Below are 17,602 nucleotides of genomic sequence, written 5' to 3' on the forward strand. Positions count from 1 at the left end.
CCGCCGGAGTACGCCTCAGCCGGCCGCCGGCGCGGTCTCCTTCTCGCCGGCCGGCGCCTCGGGCTTGACCGAGCGCAGCAGCACGCTGGCCACGTCGACCACCTCGACGTCCTCGCCGGCGCCCTTGCCGTTCACCCCGTCGTTGAGCATCGTCGAGCAGAACGGGCAGCCGACCGCGATGGTCTTCGCGCCGGTGGACATGGCCTCCTCGACCCGGTCCACGTTGATCCGCTTGCCGATCTTCTCCTCCATCCACATCCGGGCGCCACCGGCGCCGCAGCAGAAGGAGCGCTCGCTGTTGCGCGGCATCTCGGTCAGCTCGCCCTGCATCGAGTCACCGAGCACCTCGCGGGGGGCGGCGAAGATCCGGTTGTGCCGGCCCAGGTAGCAGGGGTCGTGGTAGGTGACGCCGCCGTCGACCGGCTGCACCGGCGTGAGCTTGCCGGCGCTGACCAGGTGGGCCAGGAGCTGGGTGTGGTGCACCACCTCGAACTCGCCACCGAGCTGGCCGTACTCGTTGCCCAGCGTGTTGAAGCAGTGCGGGCAGGTGGCGACGATCTTGCGCTTGCTCTTCTCCCGGCCGTCGAACGCCTCGTTCAGCGTCTCCACGTTCTGCTGGGCGAGCATCTGGAACACGAACTCGTTGCCGATGCGGCGGGCCGGGTCACCGGAGCAGGTCTCGCCCTCGCCGAGGATGGCGAAGCTCACGCCGGCCTCGTTGAGCAGCGTGGCGACCGCGCGGGTGGTCTTCTTGGCCCGGTCCTCGAACGCGCCGGCGCAGCCGACCCAGAAGAGGTACTCGAAGTCCTCGACCTCGCCGACCCGGGGCACCTCGAAGTCGAGCCCCTTGGTCCAGTCCTCGCGGGTGTTCTGCGGCGCGCCCCACGGGTTGCCCTTGTTCTCCAGGTTGCGCAGCATCACGCCGGCCTCGGACGGGAAGCTCGACTCGATCAGCACCTGGTAGCGGCGCATGTCGACGATGTGGTCGACGTGCTCGATGTCCACCGGGCACTGCTCGACGCAGGCGCCGCAGGTGGTGCAGGACCAGAGCACGTCCGGGTCGATGACGCCGCCTTCCTCGGCGGTGCCGATCAGTGGCCGGTCGGCCTCGGCCAGGGCCAGCACGTCCATGTGGGCGAGCTGGGCCTCGGTGGCCTTCTCCTCGCCGGTCAGGTCCTTGCCGCCGCCGGCCAGCAGGTAGGGCGCCTTGGCGTACGCGTGGTCGCGCAGGCTCAGCACCAGCAGCTTCGGCGACAGCGGCTTGCCGGTGTTCCAGGCCGGGCACTGCGACTGGCAGCGACCGCACTCGGTGCAGGTGCTGAAGTCGAGCAGGCCCTTCCAGGTGAACTGCTCCACCTGGGCGACGCCGAACTGGTCCTTCTCCGGGTCGGCCTCCTCGAAGTCGAGCGGCTTGCCCTCGCTCGTCATCGGCCGCAGCGGGCCCAGGCCGGAGCCGGCCGCCTTCTCCGGGTCGCGCTTGAAGAAGATGTTGGGGAACGCCAGGAAGCGGTGCCAGGCCACGCCCATGGTGACGTTCAGCGAGATCACGATCAGCCAGGTCATCGAGATGGCGATCTTGATGAGGGCGGCCACGCTGACGCCGGCCGACCAGTCCGGCAGCACAGCGCCGACCGCGTGGCTGAGCGGGGTGGCCCAGACCGGGTACTCGAAGTGGTCGGTGGCGACCTTGAAGCCCCGGATGACGAAGCCGAAGATCAGGACCAGCAGCACGACCCACTCGACGAAGTAGCCCTGCCACATGGTCGACCCGGTGAACCGGGAGAGGCCGCCGGGGCGGGTCGGCCGGTTGCGCAGCCGGATCGCCATCAGCACCACGATGCCGATCAGACCGAGGATGCCGATCCACTCGGTGACCAGGCCGAAGACGGTCCAGTGCCCGACGATCGGCAGGCCGCCGCCGGGCGTGACCACCTCGAAGTACGCCTCGAGCACCAGCAGCGACAGCACGACGAAGCCGACCATCACGAACCAGTGGGCCGCCCCGACCACGCTCCACTTGAGCATGCGGGTGTGACCGGCGGTCTCCACCAGCATCTTGGTGGTGCGGGCGCCCTTGTCGGCGAACCGCTCGGGCGCGGGCTGCCCGAGCCGGATGACGGCCGTCATCTTCATGACCGCGCGTACCGCAAGCCACACCGCCACGGCGGTGATTGCGGCCGCGAGGATCGTGGTGACGATCTGGACGCTGCCCATCGAGTTGGCCTCCCGGTCTGCTGCTTGTCCGTGCAGCCTACGCGGAAGGTTACTCAGCAGTAACGTGAGTCTTCTCGCATCGGCCACGCCGCCCTGCGGACACCTTAGGTGGGCCGGCGCCCGGGCGCCGGGCAGGGGCGGCGTGGCGTGACGTCATCCGGGGTGCAAACGCGCCGGTCAGCGCCAGCGGGAGAGCAGGATCAGCGAGGAGACCATCGCGCCGAAGCCCACCGCGAGGTTCCAGTAGCCCCACGAGGCGACCGGGTACGCCTGCTCGGAAAGGTAGTAGACCACCAGCCAGCCGATGCCCACCACGATCAGCGCGACGGCGGTGACCGGCAGCCAGATCGGGCTAGGCTTGCGCGTCGACGCCGTCGCCGTCGGACGGACGTCCGTCGGCGGGGTGTACACCTTCTTCTTGCGGACCTGAGACTTGGGCACGACGCTCTCCAGAGGGGGGTACGACCTCGTCCGGCCTGACAACCGGGCGCGGGGGCGACGGTCCATGGCCAATAATGTGTCGACAGCTAGCGTAGTCCCGACGGACCGTCCAGGCCACGAATGGGGTCGGGCCGGTGCACGGAGTTACCGAAAAGAGCGGACTTTTCGGGTCGAGCAGGTCGGTTCGCATCGGCGCGGGCCGGAACGAGACGACGGGAAAGGGAACGCCCGGTGGAGTACACGTCCGGCGCCGCCTCCTGGCGGAAGGTCCTTCGCCGCGCGGTCGCCGGTCTGCTGCCCCGGCGGGCACGCCAGCGCCGCCCCGGCTGGTCGATCGGCGTGCCCCTGATCGCCGCCGCGGCCGGGCTGCTGTTCACCACCACCGCGACCACCGCCGGCGGCACCCCGCTGCGCGAGGACCGGCGACCCCAGCTCACCCAGTTGATCGAGGACCGGCGCGAGCAGGTCGCGGCCAGCGAGGCGAAGGCCGCCCGGCTGCGCGACGAGGTCGAGGAGCAGACCGAGGCGCTGGCCGGCACCGACGGGCCGGTCAAGACGCAGCGGGACCGCGCCGCCGCCACCCGGCAGGCCGCCGGGTTCACCGCGCTCACCGGCACCGGCATCACGATCGAGCTGAACGACGCCGACTGGGGCCCCGGCCAGCCGCTGCCCAAGGGCGCCAGCAACGACGACCTGGTCGTGCACCAGGGCGACGTGCAGGCGGTGGTGAACGCGCTCTGGGCCGGTGGCGCGGAAGCCATGTCAATCATGAACGTCCGCGTGCTCAGCACCAGCGCGGTACGCTGCGTCGGTAACACCCTGCTGCTGCACGGCCGGGTTTACTCCCCTCCTTTCAAGATCGTGGCTATCGGCGATCCCGCGCAGTTCCAGCGGGCGCTCGCCGCCTCTGAGGGAGTCCGGGTGTTCAAGGAAGTGGCCGACCACTACCAGCTCGGCTACCACGAGCAGATCTCCACCGTCACCGTGCCGGCGTTCGAGGACTCCACCGCGCTGCAATCGGCGACGGTGCCCCGGTGACCAGCGACGACCCCCGGGAGCGCGACGACCGCCGACGCGCCGGGTCGGAGGAGCCCACCGCGTTCCTCCGGAAGGTCGAGCCGCCGCCATCCGTCCGGGCGCCGCTCGACCTGCCGTGGCCGGACGACGGCCCGGCCCACTCCGCTCCGGCCCGGCCCGGCCCCACCGCCCGCCCGGCCTCCCCACCGCCCGCCCGGCCGGCCGTCCCACCGCCGCCGGCCTGGCCGGGCCACGCGGCCGGCCCGCCCGCCGCGGCCTCCCGCGCCGAGGCGTACCCACCGCCCCGTCGACCCGACCGGCCGACCGCCGGCCTCGAGGCAGGGTCGCCGGAGGTCCGGAACGGGCTCACCGCCCCACCCCCCGCCGCCCCGCCCGCGCCCGCCACCCGACCGGCGCGGACGCCCGGCACCGAACCCCGGCGGTACGCCGGTCCGGCGGCTCCCACCGACCCCCGGCGGTACGACCCACCGGGCCGGGGAGCGCACTCCCGCCCGTCCGCCGACGCCCCCTACGACCACCGCACCGGCCCGGACCGCACCGACACCCCGGCCGGGCGTCCCGGCGGGCTGCCCGGTACCGGTGTGCGACCCGCCGCGCCGGGTGAACCCCCGACCGACTTCATCCCGCCGGTGGCAGGACGGTCCGAGCGGCACTCCACCGCGTCCGACCAGCACCCCGCCCCACCCGAGCGGCGCTCCGGCGTACCCCGCTCGGGTGGCCCGACCGGCCGCGGCCCGGACCCGACCGCGCCGGCCGACCCCGGCGCGACCGCGCTGCTGCCCACCGTCCCCCGCCGGCCGGCCGATCCGGGGCTGGACGCCACCGGCCTGATGGGCGCGGTGCCGCCGGCGCCGGAGCCCGGTGGCGACGACGGCGACCCGCCCGCCGAGCCGCCCCGGCCACGACGCGGCGAGCGGGTGGTGCAGCTCCGGCCGGAACAGACCGGCGAGGGGTACCGCAGCGTCTACTCCGAACTGACGCGTCCCACCACCGGCTCCCGGCTGCGCACCGTCGTCCGCGGCGCGGGCGAACTGCTGATCACGTTCGGTCTGGTGGTGCTGCTCTTCGCCGGCTACGAGATCTGGGGCAAGTCGGTCATCGTCGACGCCCACCAGAACGACCTGACCGGCCAGCTCGCCCAGGAGTGGGCGGCGGACCCGACGGTCGGCCCGACCCCCGGCCCGAGCACGAAGCCGAAGCCGCCGGCCGAGGGCAAGCCGGTCGCCGGCCTCTACATCCCGAAGTTCGACAAGCACTGGGTGGTGGTCGAGGGCGTCACCCCGGACGACATCCGGTACGCCCCGGGCCACTACCCGGACAGCGCCATGCCCGGCGAGGTGGGCAACTTCTCCGTCGCCGGACACCGCATCCGGTCCACGTTCTGGCGACTGGACGAGTTGACCCCCGGCGACACGATCGTGGTCGAGACCAAGGGTGAGTGGCTGGTCTACCGGGTCTACCAGCAGCGCATCGTCAAGCCGTCCCAGGTCGAGGTGGTCGCGCCGGTGCCGGGCAAGCCGGGCAGCCGGGCCACCGAGAAGCTGCTCACGCTGACCACCTGCAACCCCAAGTTCGACAACTACCAGCGGCTGATCATCCACGCCCGCTTCGACCGGGCCCAGGCCAAGTCGGCGGGGCGACCGGCCGAGTTGGAGGGCTGAACCGTGTACTCGTGGATCTGGCGGAAGCTGCCCCTGGGCCTGCCCGGCAAGCTGATCGGGTCGGTGCTGCTGGCCACCGCCACCGTGGCCCTGCTCTGGTTCGTGGTCTTCCCGTGGGCCGAGCCGCTGCTGCCCTTCGACGACGTGCAGGTCACGCAGGACTCCGGCGTGCCCGGCGACACCCCCGGCGGCGGCCTCACCGACCCGACCGGGCAGCCCGGTGAGGACGAGGAACTCCCCTACAGCACCGAGACGAACAACGCGCCGCCCGCCACCCCGGGCGGGTGACCCCATGCGCGTCCTGGTGATCGACAACTACGACTCGTTCGTCTTCAACCTGGTGCAGTATCTCGGCCAACTCGGCGTGGACTGCGAGGTCCGCCGCAACGACGAGATCGACGTGGCCGAGGTGGGCCGGTCCGGCGCGGCCGGCGTCCTGCTGTCGCCCGGCCCGGGCCGCCCGGACCGGGCCGGCATCTGCCTGGACGTCATCCGCGAGTACGCCGGCAGGCTCCCGCTCTTCGGCGTCTGCCTCGGCCACCAGGCCATCGGCGAGGCGTTCGGCGCGACCGTGACCCGCGCGCCGGAACTGCTGCACGGCAAGACCTCCGAGGTGCGCCACCGCGGCGACGGCGTGCTCGCCGGCCTGCCCGACCCGTTCACCGCCACCCGCTACCACTCACTCGCCGTGCTGCCCGAGACGCTCCCCGACGAGCTGGAGGTCACCGGCTGGACCGGCTCCGGGGTGGTGATGGCGATGCGGCACCGCACGCTGCCGATCGAGGGCGTCCAGTTCCACCCCGAGTCGGTGCTGACCGAGGGCGGTCACCTCATGCTGGCGAACTGGCTGGCCGTCTGCGGCCACCCGGAGGCGCTGGAACGGGCCCCGGAGCTGGCCGCCGAGGTCGACGTGCGACGCCGGGCCGCGTTCGCCACCACCTGAGGCACCCGCACACGCCACGTCGCGGTGCCCCGGTGGGACACCGCCACGTCCGTGGTTCCCGGCCGCCGGGGTCGCGTCGCGCCCGGGGCGAGAGGTCAGCGGTCGCGCGTCGGCGGGATCGACGGGAACGGGAAACCGCCACCGGTCCCCGGCGCGCTCGGCGTCCCACTCGGGGTCGCGCTCGGCGACGGGCTCTCGGACTCCTCCGGCAGCGGCACGTCGACCTCGATGGTCACGGTCTCACCCTTGGCCAGCTTCTTGCCGGCGGACGGGGACTGACCGCTCACCTTGCCCGCCTGGGACGGCTCGACCTCGTCGCCGTCCCGGACCTTGACCCGGTAGCCGGCGTTCTCCAACTGCTTCCTCGCCTGGTCCTCCGTGAAGCCCTTGACGTCCGGCACCTCGTTGAGGTTGCCCCTGGAGACCTCCAGCGTCACCTTGGTGTTCGGGGGCACCGAGCTGCCCTCCTTGGGCGTCACGTCGATGACCTGCCCCTCCGGGGCACCGCTGTTGACGTCCTTGCGGTCGACGGTGAGCCCCAGGGCCTCCAGTTGGGCCTTCACGCTGGTGTAGGTGCCGCCCTTCAGGCCCGGCGGGATGGTGACGTCGCCCGGTCCGGCGCAGATCTGGACCGTGACGGGGGTGTTCTTGTCCACCCGGAGACCCGGCCCGGGGTTCTGCCCCACCACCGTGCCCTCCTTGCACTCCGCGTTCTGCACCGGGGTGCCGGGAACGAACCGCAACCCCGCCTGGGTGAGCGCGGCCTGCGCGTCGGCCTGGGTCCGGTCGCCGAGCTGCGGGACGGACACCTTCTCGTTGCCGGCCTGGTTGAGCCAGAGCGCGGTGCCCAGCGCGATCACCGCGAGCACGCCGAGCGCGGCGAACGTGGCGATGACCCAGGACGAACTCCGGCGCTTGCGCGGATCCCCGACCCGGGCCGGCGGCTGCTGGCGGGTCTGCGGGCCCATCATCTGGGTCTGCTGCGCCGCCTGGTAGCCGCCCGCGGCGGCCGTCATCGGCATGGTCTCCTCGGCCGGCATCACCGGGGTCGCCAGCACCGGCCGGCCGGCGGCGGCGCGGAGCAGGTCCGCCCGCATCTCACCGGCGCTCTGGTAGCGGTTGAGCGGGTTCTTGGAGAGCGCCTTGAGCACGATGGCGTCGACCGCCGGGTTGACGTCCGGGTTGATCGTGCTCGGCGTCGGCGGCTGCTCCCGCACGTGCTGGTAGGCGACGCTGACCGGGCTGTCCCCGACGAACGGCGGATGCCCGCAGAGCAGCTCGAACAGCACGCAGCCGGCCGCGTAGACGTCGGAGCGGGCGTCGACCGCCTCGCCGCGCGCCTGCTCCGGGGAAAGATATTGTGCCGTGCCGATGACCGCGCTGGTCTGCGTCATGGTGGTGGCGCCGCTGGCCAGCGCGCGGGCGATGCCGAAGTCCATCACCTTGACCTGGCCGGTCTGGGTGAGCATCACGTTGCCGGGCTTGATGTCCCGGTGGATGATCCCGTGCCGGTGGCTGAACTCCAGCGCGGCGCACATGTCGGCGCAGATCTCCAGCGCCCGGCGCGGCTGGAGCCGCCCCTCGACGCCGAGGACCTCCTTCAGGGTCCGCCCGTTGACGAACTCCATCACGATGAACGGCAGCGTCTCGCCGGTCGGGGCGGTCTCCTCGCCGGTGTCGTAGACGGCGACGATGGCCGGGTGGTTGAGCGAGGCGGCGTTCTGCGCCTCCCGGCGGAACCGCATCTGGAACGTCGCGTCGCGGGCCAGGTCGGCACGAAGCATCTTGATCGCGACGTCCCGCCCGAGCCGGAGATCGCGACCGCGGTGCACCTCCGCCATGCCGCCGTAGCCCAGCAGCTCGCCGACCTGGTACCTGCCACCGAGCAGGCGGGCCTGCGCTGTCATCGCGTCTCTCGTCCTTCGCTCGTCGTCGTACCGCCGCCGGCCGGCTGGAGGCGTACCTCACGACGGTACGACGTGCGGACCGGATAGTCGCCCCCGTACGCGCGCACCGCGCCGGAGGTCACGCTCACACTCGCCGGACCGGGGGCGGCCGAACTGTACTTCCGGTACCAGAACGAGATCACGCCCGAGCAGAGGATGACCAGCACCGCCACCAGGATCGCGGTCGTCCAGAGCCCGGACCGCGAGCGGCGGGGCGCCGGCGGGGGTGCCGCGACGGGCGGGCGAGCGTACCCCAGGGGGTTGTGCGGGGGCCGGGGGTGCGGGACGGGTGCCGCGCCGCGTGGACCCACCGGTGGGCGGGCCTGCGGGGCGGGATGCGCGACCACGGTCGGGCGCGGCGCCACCGGTGGGCGGGCCGGCACCACAGGCGGCCGGGGCTGCGGGCGCGGCGCGGCGTTCGGCACCTGCGCCCGCGCGGTCGGTGCGGCCGGCGAGGCCGGTACGCCGGAGATCGGCCGCCCGCCGCGCGACTGCTGGGAGATCGCGAGCTTGGCCTGCCGGGCGACACCGGCCAACGCGGCGGCGCTGGACCAGCGGGCCGCCGGGTCCTTGGCCATGGCCCGCTCGACGATCGCCCGCACCTGCGGCGGGATGTCGGCGGGGAGCGCGCGGGGCGCCTCCCGCACGTGCTTCATGGCGATCTCGAGCGGGTTGTCCCCCTCGAACGGCCGCCGGCCGGCCAGGCACTGGTAGGCGACCACGCCGAGCGCGTAGACGTCCGAGGCGGGGGTGGCGACCGCGCCGGTGGCCTGCTCGGGCGAGATGTACGAGGCGGTGCCGAGCACCGAGCCGGCGGCGGTGAGCTGACCGACCAGCTCCGACCGGGCGATGCCGAAGTCGGTGAGCACCAGCGTGCCGTTCGGCCGGACCAGCAGGTTGCCCGGCTTCACGTCGCGGTGCACGATGCCCTTCTCGTGCGCGGCGTGCAACGCGTCGGCGGCCTGGGCCAGCAGCGCCATGGTGCGGGCCGGGGTGAGCCGGCCGACCCGGCCGAGCGTGGCGGAGAGCGCGTCGCCCTCCACGTATTCCATGACCAGGAACGCGATCTGCTGGTCACTGCCGAAGTCGTAGACGTCCACCACGCCGGGGTGGTTGATGGTGGCCATGGTCCGCGCCTCGCCCCGGAAGCGCTCGGCGAAGCCCGGCTCGTCGAGCAGCGCGGGCAGCAGGCTCTTGACCGCGACCGTCCGGCCCAGCACCTGGTCGGTGCCACGCCAGACGTCGCCCATGCCACCGCTGGCGATCCGCTCGTCGAGACGGTAGCGGTTGCCGAGCTGCACCCCCGGGCTCAGCACGTCAGCGCCTCCCGGAGTCCGCGATGGCCGCCGCCATGATCCGGCCGGCGATCCGGGCCGCCTCCGCGCTGCCGCCGCTGCCGGCCTGCTCCAACTCGACGCAGACCGCGGAGAGCGGCGTGCCGTCCTTGTCCAGCGCGAAGCCGATGAACCAGCCGTGGTCCGGGGTGTTCGGACCGGACTGCGCGGTGCCGGTCTTGCCGCCGACCACGTACCCGTCGATGGCGGCCCGGCGACCGGTGCCCTCCTTCACCACGTTCTGCATCATGGAACGCAGGTCGGCCGAGACCTGGCTGCTGACCGGGCGGCGCAGCTCACGCGGCTTGGCCGCGTCGTAGACCGTGGTGCGGTCCGGCCCGAGTAGCTGCTTCACCAGGTACGGACGCATCTGGCTACCGTCGTTGGCCACCGCGGCGGCGATCAGCGCGCCCTGCAACGGCGTCATCCGCACGTTGTTCTGGCCGATCGACGACTGGGCCAGCGCGGCCTGGTCGGTGCTGCCGTCCGGGTTCTGCATCTCGCCGGTACGGCTGGCCGCGACCGGGAGACCGCCGTCACCGTTCTGCCCGACCGTGAGGTCCTCCTGCTCGAAGCCGAACTGCTTCGCCTTCTCCTTGACCTTGTCCGCGCCGAGCCGCACGCCGAGCTGGGCGAAACCGGTGTTGCACGACTCGGTCACCGCCTCCCGCAGCGTCACCTGGGATTCGGGGCAGATCGACGGGGCCGCGTTCCGGATCGGCACGCCGGCGCCCGGCGCGGTGTAGCTCGACCCGGCCGGGATCTGCGTCTGCTGGCCGATGCCGTTCTCCAGCGCCGCGGCGGCCATGACGACCTTGAAGGTGGAGCCGGGTGGCAGCGTCTCGGCCAACGCGCGGTTGGCGAGCGGGCGGTCCTTGTCCTTCTCCAGCGCGTTGTAGGCCCGGTCGGCCTCGGTGCTGGAGTGGCTGGCCAGCGGGTTCGGGTCGAAGCTCGGCATGGAGACCAGCGCCTGCACCGCGCCGGTACGCGGGTCGATCGCGATCGCCGCGCCCTTCTTCGCCCCGACCTGGTTGTCGTTGAGCTGCTTGAACGCCGTCTCCTGGGCCCGCTTGGAGAGGGTCAGCAGCACGTTGCCGCCACCGGTCTCGTCACCGGTGAACATGTCCTTGATCCGGTTGGCGATGAGCGCGTCGCTGGTGCCGGCGAGGAAGTCGTTCTCCACCCGCTCGATGCCGCTCGCGCCGCCGTTCACCGGCTTCCAGCCGAGCACGTGCGCGTACATCTCCCCCTGGGGGTAGGTGCGCAGGTACTTCAGCTCCCCGCCGGTCTCCTTGCTGAGCGCGTACGCGGTGCCGCCGACCTCGATGTTGCCGCGCTTGCGGTCGTACTCGGCGACCTGGACCCGGCCGTTGTAGTCGCTGGTGCGGTACTCGTCGGCCTTGTAGGCCTGGATCCAGTTCAGGTTCGCGAAGAGCAACCCGAACAGGATCATCACGACCACACCGACGCGGCGCAGGGGTGCGTTCACGGCCGGATCACCTCCGTGGGAGCACCGTGGAGCTGGTCGGGCGGGCCGCCGGCGGGCCGGGCGGCCGAGCCGCGACCGCCGGTGACCGGTCGACGGGCGCCGTCGGAGACCCGCAGCAGCACGGCGATCAGCAGCCAGTTCGCCATCAGCGAGGAACCACCGGCGGACAGGAACGGCGTGGTCTGACCGGTCAGCGGAATCAGCTTGCTGATGCCGCCGACGATGACGAAGACCTGGAGGCCCAGCGTGAACGCCAGGCCGCCGGCGAGCAGCTTGCCGAACGAGTCGCGCACCGCCAGCGCCGCCCGCAGGCCCCGCTCGACGATCAGCAGGTAGACCACCAGCAGCGCGGAGAGGCCGAACAGGCCGATCTCCTCACCGATGCCGGCGAAGATGAAGTCGGTCTGCACCTCGGGCAGCAGCGTCGGCTGACCGCCGCCCGGCCCGGCCCCGAACAGACCACCGGTGCCGAGCGTGAGCAGCCCCTGGACGAGCTGGTAGCCGCGGTCGTACGGCTCGGCGAACGGGTCGAGCCAGATCTGCGCCCGGTCGTAGAAGTTGGCGAACGGGCCACCCACGGTGCTGCCCAGCAGGTAGGCCAGGTAGGCGCCGCCGAAGAACAGGATCAGACCGATGAGCAGCCAGCTCACCCGCTCGGTGGCGACATAGAGCGTCACCACGAACATGCCGAAGTAGAGCAGCGAGGTGCCCAGGTCCTTCTCGAAGACCAGGACCAGGATGCTGACCATCCAGACCACCAGCACCGGCCCGAGGTCCCGCCCGCGCGGGAAGTCGATGCCGAGCACCCGCCGGCTGGCCAGTGAGAGCACCTCACGCTTGCGCACCAGGTAGTAGGCGAAGAACGTGAGCAGGGCCAGCTTGGCGAACTCACCCGGCTGGATCTGGAACCCGCCGACCCGGATCCACAGCTTGGCGCCGTTGATCTCGGAGAACCGGCCGGGCAGCACCGCCGGGATCATCACCAGCACGATGCCGGCCAGCCCCAGCGTGTACGCGTACCGCGAGAGCGTGCGGTGGTCGCGCAGGATCGCCAGCAGCCCGGCGGCGAGCACCACCGCGGCCAGCGTCCACGCCAGTTGCCGACCCCCGGTGCCGGCGAAGATGGCCAGGTCGGCCCGCTCCGCCGGGGCGGCCTGGGCCAGGTCGTAGCGGCGCAGGAAACCGACCCCGATGCCGTTGAGCAGCGCCACCGCCGGCAACAGTGCCGGATCGGCGTACGGCGCCAGCCACCGGATCACCAGGTGCAGACCCAGGAAGACCAGCCCCAGCGCGGCGGCCGGGATCCAGAAGTCCGGGGTGATGGTGTCCAGCGCCTTCGCCTCGATCATCGCCGAGTACGCCGCCACCAACACCATGGCGAGCAGGAGCAGGGACAACTCGGCGTTACGCCGGGACCGGGCCAGGCGTACGCCGGACTGCTCGCCCGTCGAAGCGGGCGAGGCGGCCGGTGCGGCGGCTGCGGTCACGGATGCGTCCTCGGGATCGAGCCGGCGCTCACTCCGGCGACCGGCAACCGGCGGGATCGGCCGGCAGAACGGTGTCGGAGGGTACGGCGTCGGGCGTGGTGGTCAACGTCGGTGTGCCGGGCGGCACGGTCGGCGGCACGGCGCTGCCGGTGACCGCCGGGGACAGCGCTCCGGCCGTCGTCACCGGCGTCGGACTCGGCGTGGCCGGCGTCGGGCCGGGCGCCGTACTGGGCGGACAGAGCGGCTTGAGGTTCGGGTTGGCCGGGTCGTCGCTGGTCAGCTCGGCCAGCCGGCGCTCGGCGTCCGGCTCGTTCTTGGCCTGGATGCCCTGCTTCACCCGCTCCTGGGCCGCCAGGGTCAGGTCGTCCAGCCGGGACTCGCTGCGGGCGTGCACGTCCGACAGGTCGAGCCCGGCGACCTGGCCCGGCACCCCACGGAAGACCGCGAGCTGACCGTCGTCGGTGGCGCCGACGTAGTACTGCCGCTGGGTGTACGTCCAGCCGCCGAAGAGACCGCCGGCGACGATGACCGCCAGCGCGAGCGCCATGGCCACGGTCCGCAGCGGTCGCCGCCGACGCGGCTCGGGATCGTCGTCGCGGTTGTCGGCCGGCTCCTCGGGCACGGGCGGCCGGGGCGCGGACAGCGCCGAGGCGCGGGCCGCCGGGGTGGAGTCGTCGGCCGACGTCGCCATGCCCCGGTCCCGGGCGGCGGCGCCGCCGACGATCGGGGACGCCTCGACGATGTCCTGGTCGGTCGCGTCGGCGATGATCACCGTGATGTTGTCCGGCCCGCCGCCGCGCAGCGCGAGCTGCACCAGGCGTTCCACACACTGCTGCGGGTCGGGGTACTCCCGCAGGGTGTCGCCGATGGTGTCCGCGCTGACCACGCCGGAGAGGCCGTCGGAGCAGATCAGGTAGCGGTCGCCGGGCAGCACCTGGCGGACGCTGTACTCCGGGTCGATGTCCCGGCCGTCGAGCGCGCGGGTGAGCAGCGAGCGCTGGGGGTGGCTGCTCGCCTCCTCCGCGCTGATCCGGCCCTCGTCGACGAGCATCTGGACGTAGGTGTCGTCCTTGGTGATCTGCGCGAACTCGCCGTTGCGCAGGAGGTAGGCCCGCGAGTCACCGATGTGGACCATGCCGAGCTTGCTGCCGGAGAAGAGGGTCGCGGTGAGCGTCGTGCCCATCCCCTCCAGCTGCGGGTTGGCGTCCACGGTGTCGCGGAGTTGCTGGTTGGCGGTGCCCACGGCGGATCGGAGCGCGTCGACCAGGGCGTCACCGGGGACGTCCTCGTCGAGGGGCGCCATGGCACCGATGACGATGTTGCTGGCGACGTCACCGGCGGCCATGCCGCCCATGCCGTCGGCAACGGCGAGCAGCCGCGGTCCGGCGTAGACGGAATCCTGATTACCGTCTCGGATCAGACCGCGGTCACTGTGGGCCGCGTAGCGCAGGGTCAGAGTCATGGCCGTAATTCGAGGGAAGTGCGGCCGATCCGGATCGGCACGCCGAGGGGGACGGGGGTTGGTCCGGTGACCTTAGCGCGATCCAGGTAGGTGCCGTTAGTCGATCCGAGGTCCTCGACGTACCACTGCCCGTCACGCGGCACGAGCCGGGCGTGTCGCGCCGAGGCGTAGTCGTCGGTGATCACCAGCGTCGAGTCCTCCGCCCGACCGATGGTGATCTGAGCCTCCCCGAGCGTGATCCGGGTACCGGCGAGTTGACCGGCGGTGACCACCATCTGATGGGCGGCGCGACCCCGCTTGGCCTTCGCCGGCTTGCCGGGCGGGGCGGGCTGGTTGGTCGACGCGCCGACCGCGCGTGGCGCGGCCACCAGACGACCCGAACGGGCCCCCGCGAAGAGGTCCCGGCGGATCACGCCGACCACCGTGAAGACGAAGATCCACAGCAGGATGAGGAACCCGAACCGGGCGACGGTGATGACGAGCTCCGGCAACGGGGATCAGCCGTCCACGCGGAAGGTCAGCGTCGTGGTGCCGAGCTGGATCATGTCGCCCGGGTTGAGGGCGACCGCCGAGACCCGCTGACCGTTGACCATCGTGCCGTTCGTGGAGCCGAGGTCGGTCAGCACGACCTGGCCGCCGTCGAAGTCCAGCCGGGCGTGGCGCCGGGAGATGCCGACGTCGGGCAGACGCAGGTTGGCCTGGTCACCGCGACCGATCACGGTCGAGCCCATCTGGAGCGGGTAGGTGCGCCCGTCGCCGGAGACCAGGCGGACGTTACGACCGCCGCCGTGGCCGGGCGGCGGGCCGTAGCCGCCACCCTGGTCGTAGGCCGGGTACGCCGGGCCGGCGTCGTAGCCGCCCTGGTCGTAGCCGCCCGGCGCGGAGACGGGGGCGACGTCGCCGCCGGTGTAGACCTCGGCGGTGACCCGGAACATGCCGGTGTCCAGCCCCTCACCACGTTCGACCTCGACGATCACGTCGCCGTAGACCGTCCAGGCCTGCTCGCCGATGAACTCCGCCTGCGACTGGGCCAGCTCCTGGGCCAGCGCGGCGGCGTACGGCGCCAACCGACTGTGGTCGTACGGCGAGAGATCGATCACGTAGCGGTTGGGCACCAACGTGCGCCCACCGGCCAGGATCGCCTTGTGCGCCTCGGCCTCCCGCTGCATGGCGTTGAGGATCTCCACGGGGTGGACCACCCCTTTGAAGACCTTGGCGAAGGCCCCCTCGACCAGGCCTTCCAGACGCTTCTCGAAGCGTTGCAGCACGCTCACCGGCTCCTCCTCGGGTCCCGAGGCAATGATGGTATCCGGACACCGCCTCCGCAGCTCACACGCCGCTCGGCCGGCTACCGTCGACCCGTTCGTGACCAGGCCCGCGGACGTGCTACAGTTTCGCCCGCCACGAGCGGTGATCGTTCGTGGCGTGACCAGTGGACAGCGTAATATGTCCCGACGCCCGCCGCAGATGGCGGGCGAGGGATGCGATATGGTGTTCCGGGTCGTGCCACGGGGATGTGGCGGAATGGCAGACGCGCACGGTTCAGGTCCGTGTGTCCGAAAGGACGTGGGGGTTCAACTCCCCCCATCCCCACCAGAACGAGGGCTCCGCAGACTGCGGGGCCCTCGCGCCGTATCGGGGCGTACCGGACGTCACGCTATGCTCCGATGGTTTCCCTGCCTCCCATGGACCAGGAGTGGCGTGTGAGTGTCGCGTTGGTGACCGGTTCCGGCGGTCTGATCGGCTCCGAGGCGGCCCGGCACTTCGCCGGCCTCGGTCTCGACGTGGTCGGCATCGACAACGACATGCGGCGGTACTTCTTCGGCGAGGACGGCTCGACCGCGTGGAGCCTCGACCGGCTCGCCGCCGACCTCGGCTCCGCATACACCCACCACGCCGTGGACATCCGGGACCGGGACGGCCTGGAGCGGGTCTTCACGCGGTACGGCCGGGACATCGCCGTGGTGATCCACAGCGCCGCCCAGCCGAGCCACGACTGGGCCGCCAAGGAGCCGTACACCGACTTCGACGTGAACGCCGGCGGCACGCTCAACGTGCTGGAGAACACCCGGCGGCACGCGATCGACGCGCCGTTCATCCACTGTTCGACGAACAAGGTCTACGGCGACCGGCCGAACACGCTCCCGCTGATCGAGCTGGAGACGCGCTACGAGCTGCCCGAGGACCACCACTGGTACGGCGGCATCACCGAGGACATGTCGATCGACGAGTCGCTGCACTCGATCTTCGGCGCGTCGAAGGTGGCCTCGGACGTGATGGTCCAGGAGTACGGCCGGTACTTCGGCATGAAGACCGCCTGCTTCCGGGGCGGGACGCTGACCGGCCCGGCGCACTCCGCCGCCGAGCTGCACGGCTTCCTCGCCTACCTGATGCGGTGCGTGATGGAGGGCCGGACGTACAACCTCTTCGGCTACAAGGGGAAGATGGTCCGGGACGCGATCCACTCCCACGACGTGCTCACCGCGTTCGAGGCGTTCTTCCGGGAGCCGCGTTCCGCCCAGGTCTACAACCTCGGCGGCGGCCGGCACTCGAACACCTCGCACATCGAGGCGTTCCGGATCGCCCAGGAGATCACCGGCCGGGAGGCTCGGATCAACTACGTCGAGCAGGCCCGCACCGGCGACCACCAGTGGTACGTCAGCAGCATGGCCCGGTTCGAGGAGCACTACCCGGCCTGGAAGATCACCTACGACGTGCCGATGATCCTCCGCGAGATCCACGAGGCGAACGTCGACAAGTGGGTGCCGAAGGCATGACCGGCGGCACGAAGCGCAACGTGCTCGGCGTCGGCGTCGACGCGACCGACTACACCCGGGCCACCGAGGCGGTGGTCGACGCCGCCCGGCAACGCCGTCCCCTCGCGCTGACCGCGCTGGCCGTGCACGGCGTGATGACCGGGGTGCTCGACCCGGCGCACAACGCCCGGCTCAACGCGTTCGACGTGGTCACCCCGGACGGGCAGCCGGTGCGGTGGGCGCTCAACCTGCTGCACGGCGCCGGCCTCACCGACCGCGTCTACGGGCCGGAGCTGACGCTGCGGGTGCTCGCCCGGTTCGCCGACGAGGGCCTGCCGGTCTACCTCTACGGCTCCACCGAGGAGACGCTGTCCCGGCTGATCCCGGCGCTGGAGCGCAAGTTCCCCGCACTGAAGATCGCCGGCGTCGAGCCGTCCAAGTTCCGGGCCGTCCTCCCGGGCGAGGACGCCGAGATCGCCGACCGGATCCGGAGCAGCGGCGCGCGCCTGGTCCTGGTCGGGCTGGGCTGCCCCCGGCAGGAGGTCTTCGCGTACGCCATGCGACCGCTGCTGGACATGCCGCTGATGGCGGTCGGCGCGGCGTTCGACTACCACGCCGGCCTGCTGCGCAACCCGCCGCCGTGGATGCAGCGCGCCGGGCTGGAGTGGTTCTGGCGGCTCGGCCTGGAGCCGAAGCGGCTCTGGCGCCGCTACGTCATCCTCAACCCGGCCTACCTGGCCCGCCTCGCGGCGCAGAAGACCGGCCTGTGGAAGGCCACCCCGCCGGCGCCGGCCACCGGGCGTCCGTCCACCTTCGACGTCTGACCCGGCC

At 72.1% G+C, this 17,602-nt stretch carries 15 protein-coding genes and 1 tRNA gene; 7 read left to right on the plus strand and 9 right to left on the minus strand.

Annotated features, from left to right (window positions below; translation table 11 throughout):
- Window positions 1–15: 15 nt before the first annotated feature.
- Together VKK44_RS28385 and VKK44_RS28390 are read right to left on the minus strand one after the other, a co-directional pair.
- On the minus strand, window positions 16–2,214 hold the full coding sequence (locus tag VKK44_RS28385; RefSeq protein ID WP_343444226.1) for a (Fe-S)-binding protein: 2,199 nt from the start codon (window positions 2,212–2,214) through the stop codon (window positions 16–18).
- A 177-nt stretch (window positions 2,215–2,391) separates the two neighbouring features.
- Complete coding sequence (locus tag VKK44_RS28390) at window positions 2,392–2,655, minus strand: cell division protein CrgA (protein ID WP_281585724.1); 264 nt, start codon at window positions 2,653–2,655, stop codon at window positions 2,392–2,394.
- A 231-nt stretch (window positions 2,656–2,886) separates the two neighbouring features.
- Here VKK44_RS28390 and VKK44_RS28395 point away from each other — a divergent pair, with 231 nt between their 5' ends.
- From VKK44_RS28395 to VKK44_RS28410, 4 genes are read left to right on the plus strand one after another with little or no spacing between them, the layout of a single operon-like run.
- On the plus strand, window positions 2,887–3,693 hold the full coding sequence (locus VKK44_RS28395) for a DUF881 domain-containing protein (protein ID WP_343444227.1): 807 nt from the start codon (window positions 2,887–2,889) through the stop codon (window positions 3,691–3,693).
- A complete protein-coding gene (locus VKK44_RS28400; protein ID WP_343444228.1) occupies window positions 3,690–5,354 on the plus strand; it encodes a class E sortase in 1,665 nt (554 codons plus the stop codon). Before VKK44_RS28395 ends, VKK44_RS28400 begins: the two co-directional genes overlap by 4 nt.
- A gap of 3 nt (window positions 5,355–5,357) precedes the next feature.
- A complete protein-coding gene (locus tag VKK44_RS28405) occupies window positions 5,358–5,642 on the plus strand; it encodes a hypothetical protein (protein WP_343444229.1) in 285 nt (94 codons plus the stop codon).
- A gap of 4 nt (window positions 5,643–5,646) precedes the next feature.
- On the plus strand, window positions 5,647–6,297 hold the full coding sequence (locus VKK44_RS28410) for an aminodeoxychorismate/anthranilate synthase component II (RefSeq protein WP_343444230.1): 651 nt from the start codon (window positions 5,647–5,649) through the stop codon (window positions 6,295–6,297).
- Window positions 6,298–6,392: 95 nt separating this feature from the next.
- On the opposite strand, the gene pknB is transcribed toward VKK44_RS28410, so the two are convergent.
- The 7 genes from pknB to VKK44_RS28445 are packed head-to-tail and all read right to left on the minus strand — an operon-like array spanning window position 6,393 to window position 15,316.
- Window positions 6,393–8,204, minus strand: a complete 1,812-nt coding sequence (pknB, locus tag VKK44_RS28415) for a Stk1 family PASTA domain-containing Ser/Thr kinase (protein ID WP_343444231.1) — start codon at window positions 8,202–8,204, stop codon at window positions 6,393–6,395.
- Entirely contained in the window at window positions 8,201–9,559 is a 1,359-nt protein-coding gene (locus tag VKK44_RS28420; RefSeq protein ID WP_343444232.1) for a protein kinase domain-containing protein, read from the minus strand. Before VKK44_RS28420 ends, pknB begins: the two co-directional genes overlap by 4 nt.
- Before the next feature lies 1 nt (window position 9,560).
- Window positions 9,561–11,066, minus strand: a complete 1,506-nt coding sequence (locus tag VKK44_RS28425; protein WP_343444233.1) for a peptidoglycan D,D-transpeptidase FtsI family protein — start codon at window positions 11,064–11,066, stop codon at window positions 9,561–9,563.
- Window positions 11,063–12,553: an FtsW/RodA/SpoVE family cell cycle protein gene (locus tag VKK44_RS28430; RefSeq protein WP_458351576.1), complete on the minus strand. Its 1,491-nt coding sequence runs from the start codon at window positions 12,551–12,553 to the stop codon at window positions 11,063–11,065. Before VKK44_RS28430 ends, VKK44_RS28425 begins: the two co-directional genes overlap by 4 nt.
- A 28-nt stretch (window positions 12,554–12,581) precedes the next feature.
- Window positions 12,582–14,015 (minus strand): PP2C family protein-serine/threonine phosphatase, encoded by a 1,434-nt coding sequence (locus VKK44_RS28435; RefSeq protein WP_343444234.1) that lies wholly within the window; start codon window positions 14,013–14,015, stop codon window positions 12,582–12,584.
- Window positions 14,012–14,506, minus strand: coding sequence for an FHA domain-containing protein FhaB/FipA (locus VKK44_RS28440; RefSeq protein WP_343444235.1), 495 nt, complete (start codon window positions 14,504–14,506; stop codon window positions 14,012–14,014). The genes VKK44_RS28435 and VKK44_RS28440 overlap by 4 nt, the downstream gene beginning before the upstream one ends.
- Window positions 14,507–14,512: 6 nt before the next feature.
- Entirely contained in the window at window positions 14,513–15,316 is an 804-nt protein-coding gene (locus tag VKK44_RS28445) for an FhaA domain-containing protein (protein WP_107158181.1), read from the minus strand.
- Window positions 15,317–15,525: 209 nt separating this feature from the next.
- Here VKK44_RS28445 and VKK44_RS28450 point away from each other — a divergent pair.
- The 3 genes from VKK44_RS28450 (at window position 15,526) to VKK44_RS28460 (ending at window position 17,595) form a co-directional block, all read left to right on the plus strand.
- Window positions 15,526–15,611 (plus strand) — tRNA-Leu (locus VKK44_RS28450).
- A 71-nt stretch (window positions 15,612–15,682) separates the two neighbouring features.
- Window positions 15,683–16,792, plus strand: a complete 1,110-nt coding sequence (locus VKK44_RS28455) for an NAD-dependent epimerase/dehydratase family protein (protein ID WP_343444236.1) — start codon at window positions 15,683–15,685, stop codon at window positions 16,790–16,792.
- On the plus strand, window positions 16,789–17,595 hold the full coding sequence (locus VKK44_RS28460) for a WecB/TagA/CpsF family glycosyltransferase (RefSeq protein WP_343444237.1): 807 nt from the start codon (window positions 16,789–16,791) through the stop codon (window positions 17,593–17,595). Before VKK44_RS28455 ends, VKK44_RS28460 begins: the two co-directional genes overlap by 4 nt.
- Window positions 17,596–17,602: the final 7 nt, after the last annotated feature.

The organism is Micromonospora sp. DSM 45708 (genome assembly GCF_039566955.1).
Classification (GTDB): domain Bacteria; phylum Actinomycetota; class Actinomycetes; order Mycobacteriales; family Micromonosporaceae; genus Micromonospora.

Excerpts from the sequence above, each read along its gene's own strand:
- VKK44_RS28385 (WP_343444226.1), bottom strand. The coding sequence starts at position 2,214 with ATGGGCAGCGTCCAGATCGTCACCACGATCCTCGCGGCCGCAATCACC.
- VKK44_RS28410 (WP_343444230.1), top strand. The coding sequence starts at position 5,647 with ATGCGCGTCCTGGTGATCGACAACTACGACTCGTTCGTCTTCAACCTG.
- pknB (WP_343444231.1), bottom strand. The coding sequence starts at position 8,204 with ATGACAGCGCAGGCCCGCCTGCTCGGTGGCAGGTACCAGGTCGGCGAG.
- VKK44_RS28435 (WP_343444234.1), bottom strand. The coding sequence starts at position 14,015 with ATGACTCTGACCCTGCGCTACGCGGCCCACAGTGACCGCGGTCTGATC.
- VKK44_RS28455 (WP_343444236.1), top strand. The coding sequence starts at position 15,683 with ATGGTTTCCCTGCCTCCCATGGACCAGGAGTGGCGTGTGAGTGTCGCG.
- VKK44_RS28460 (WP_343444237.1), top strand. The coding sequence starts at position 16,789 with ATGACCGGCGGCACGAAGCGCAACGTGCTCGGCGTCGGCGTCGACGCG.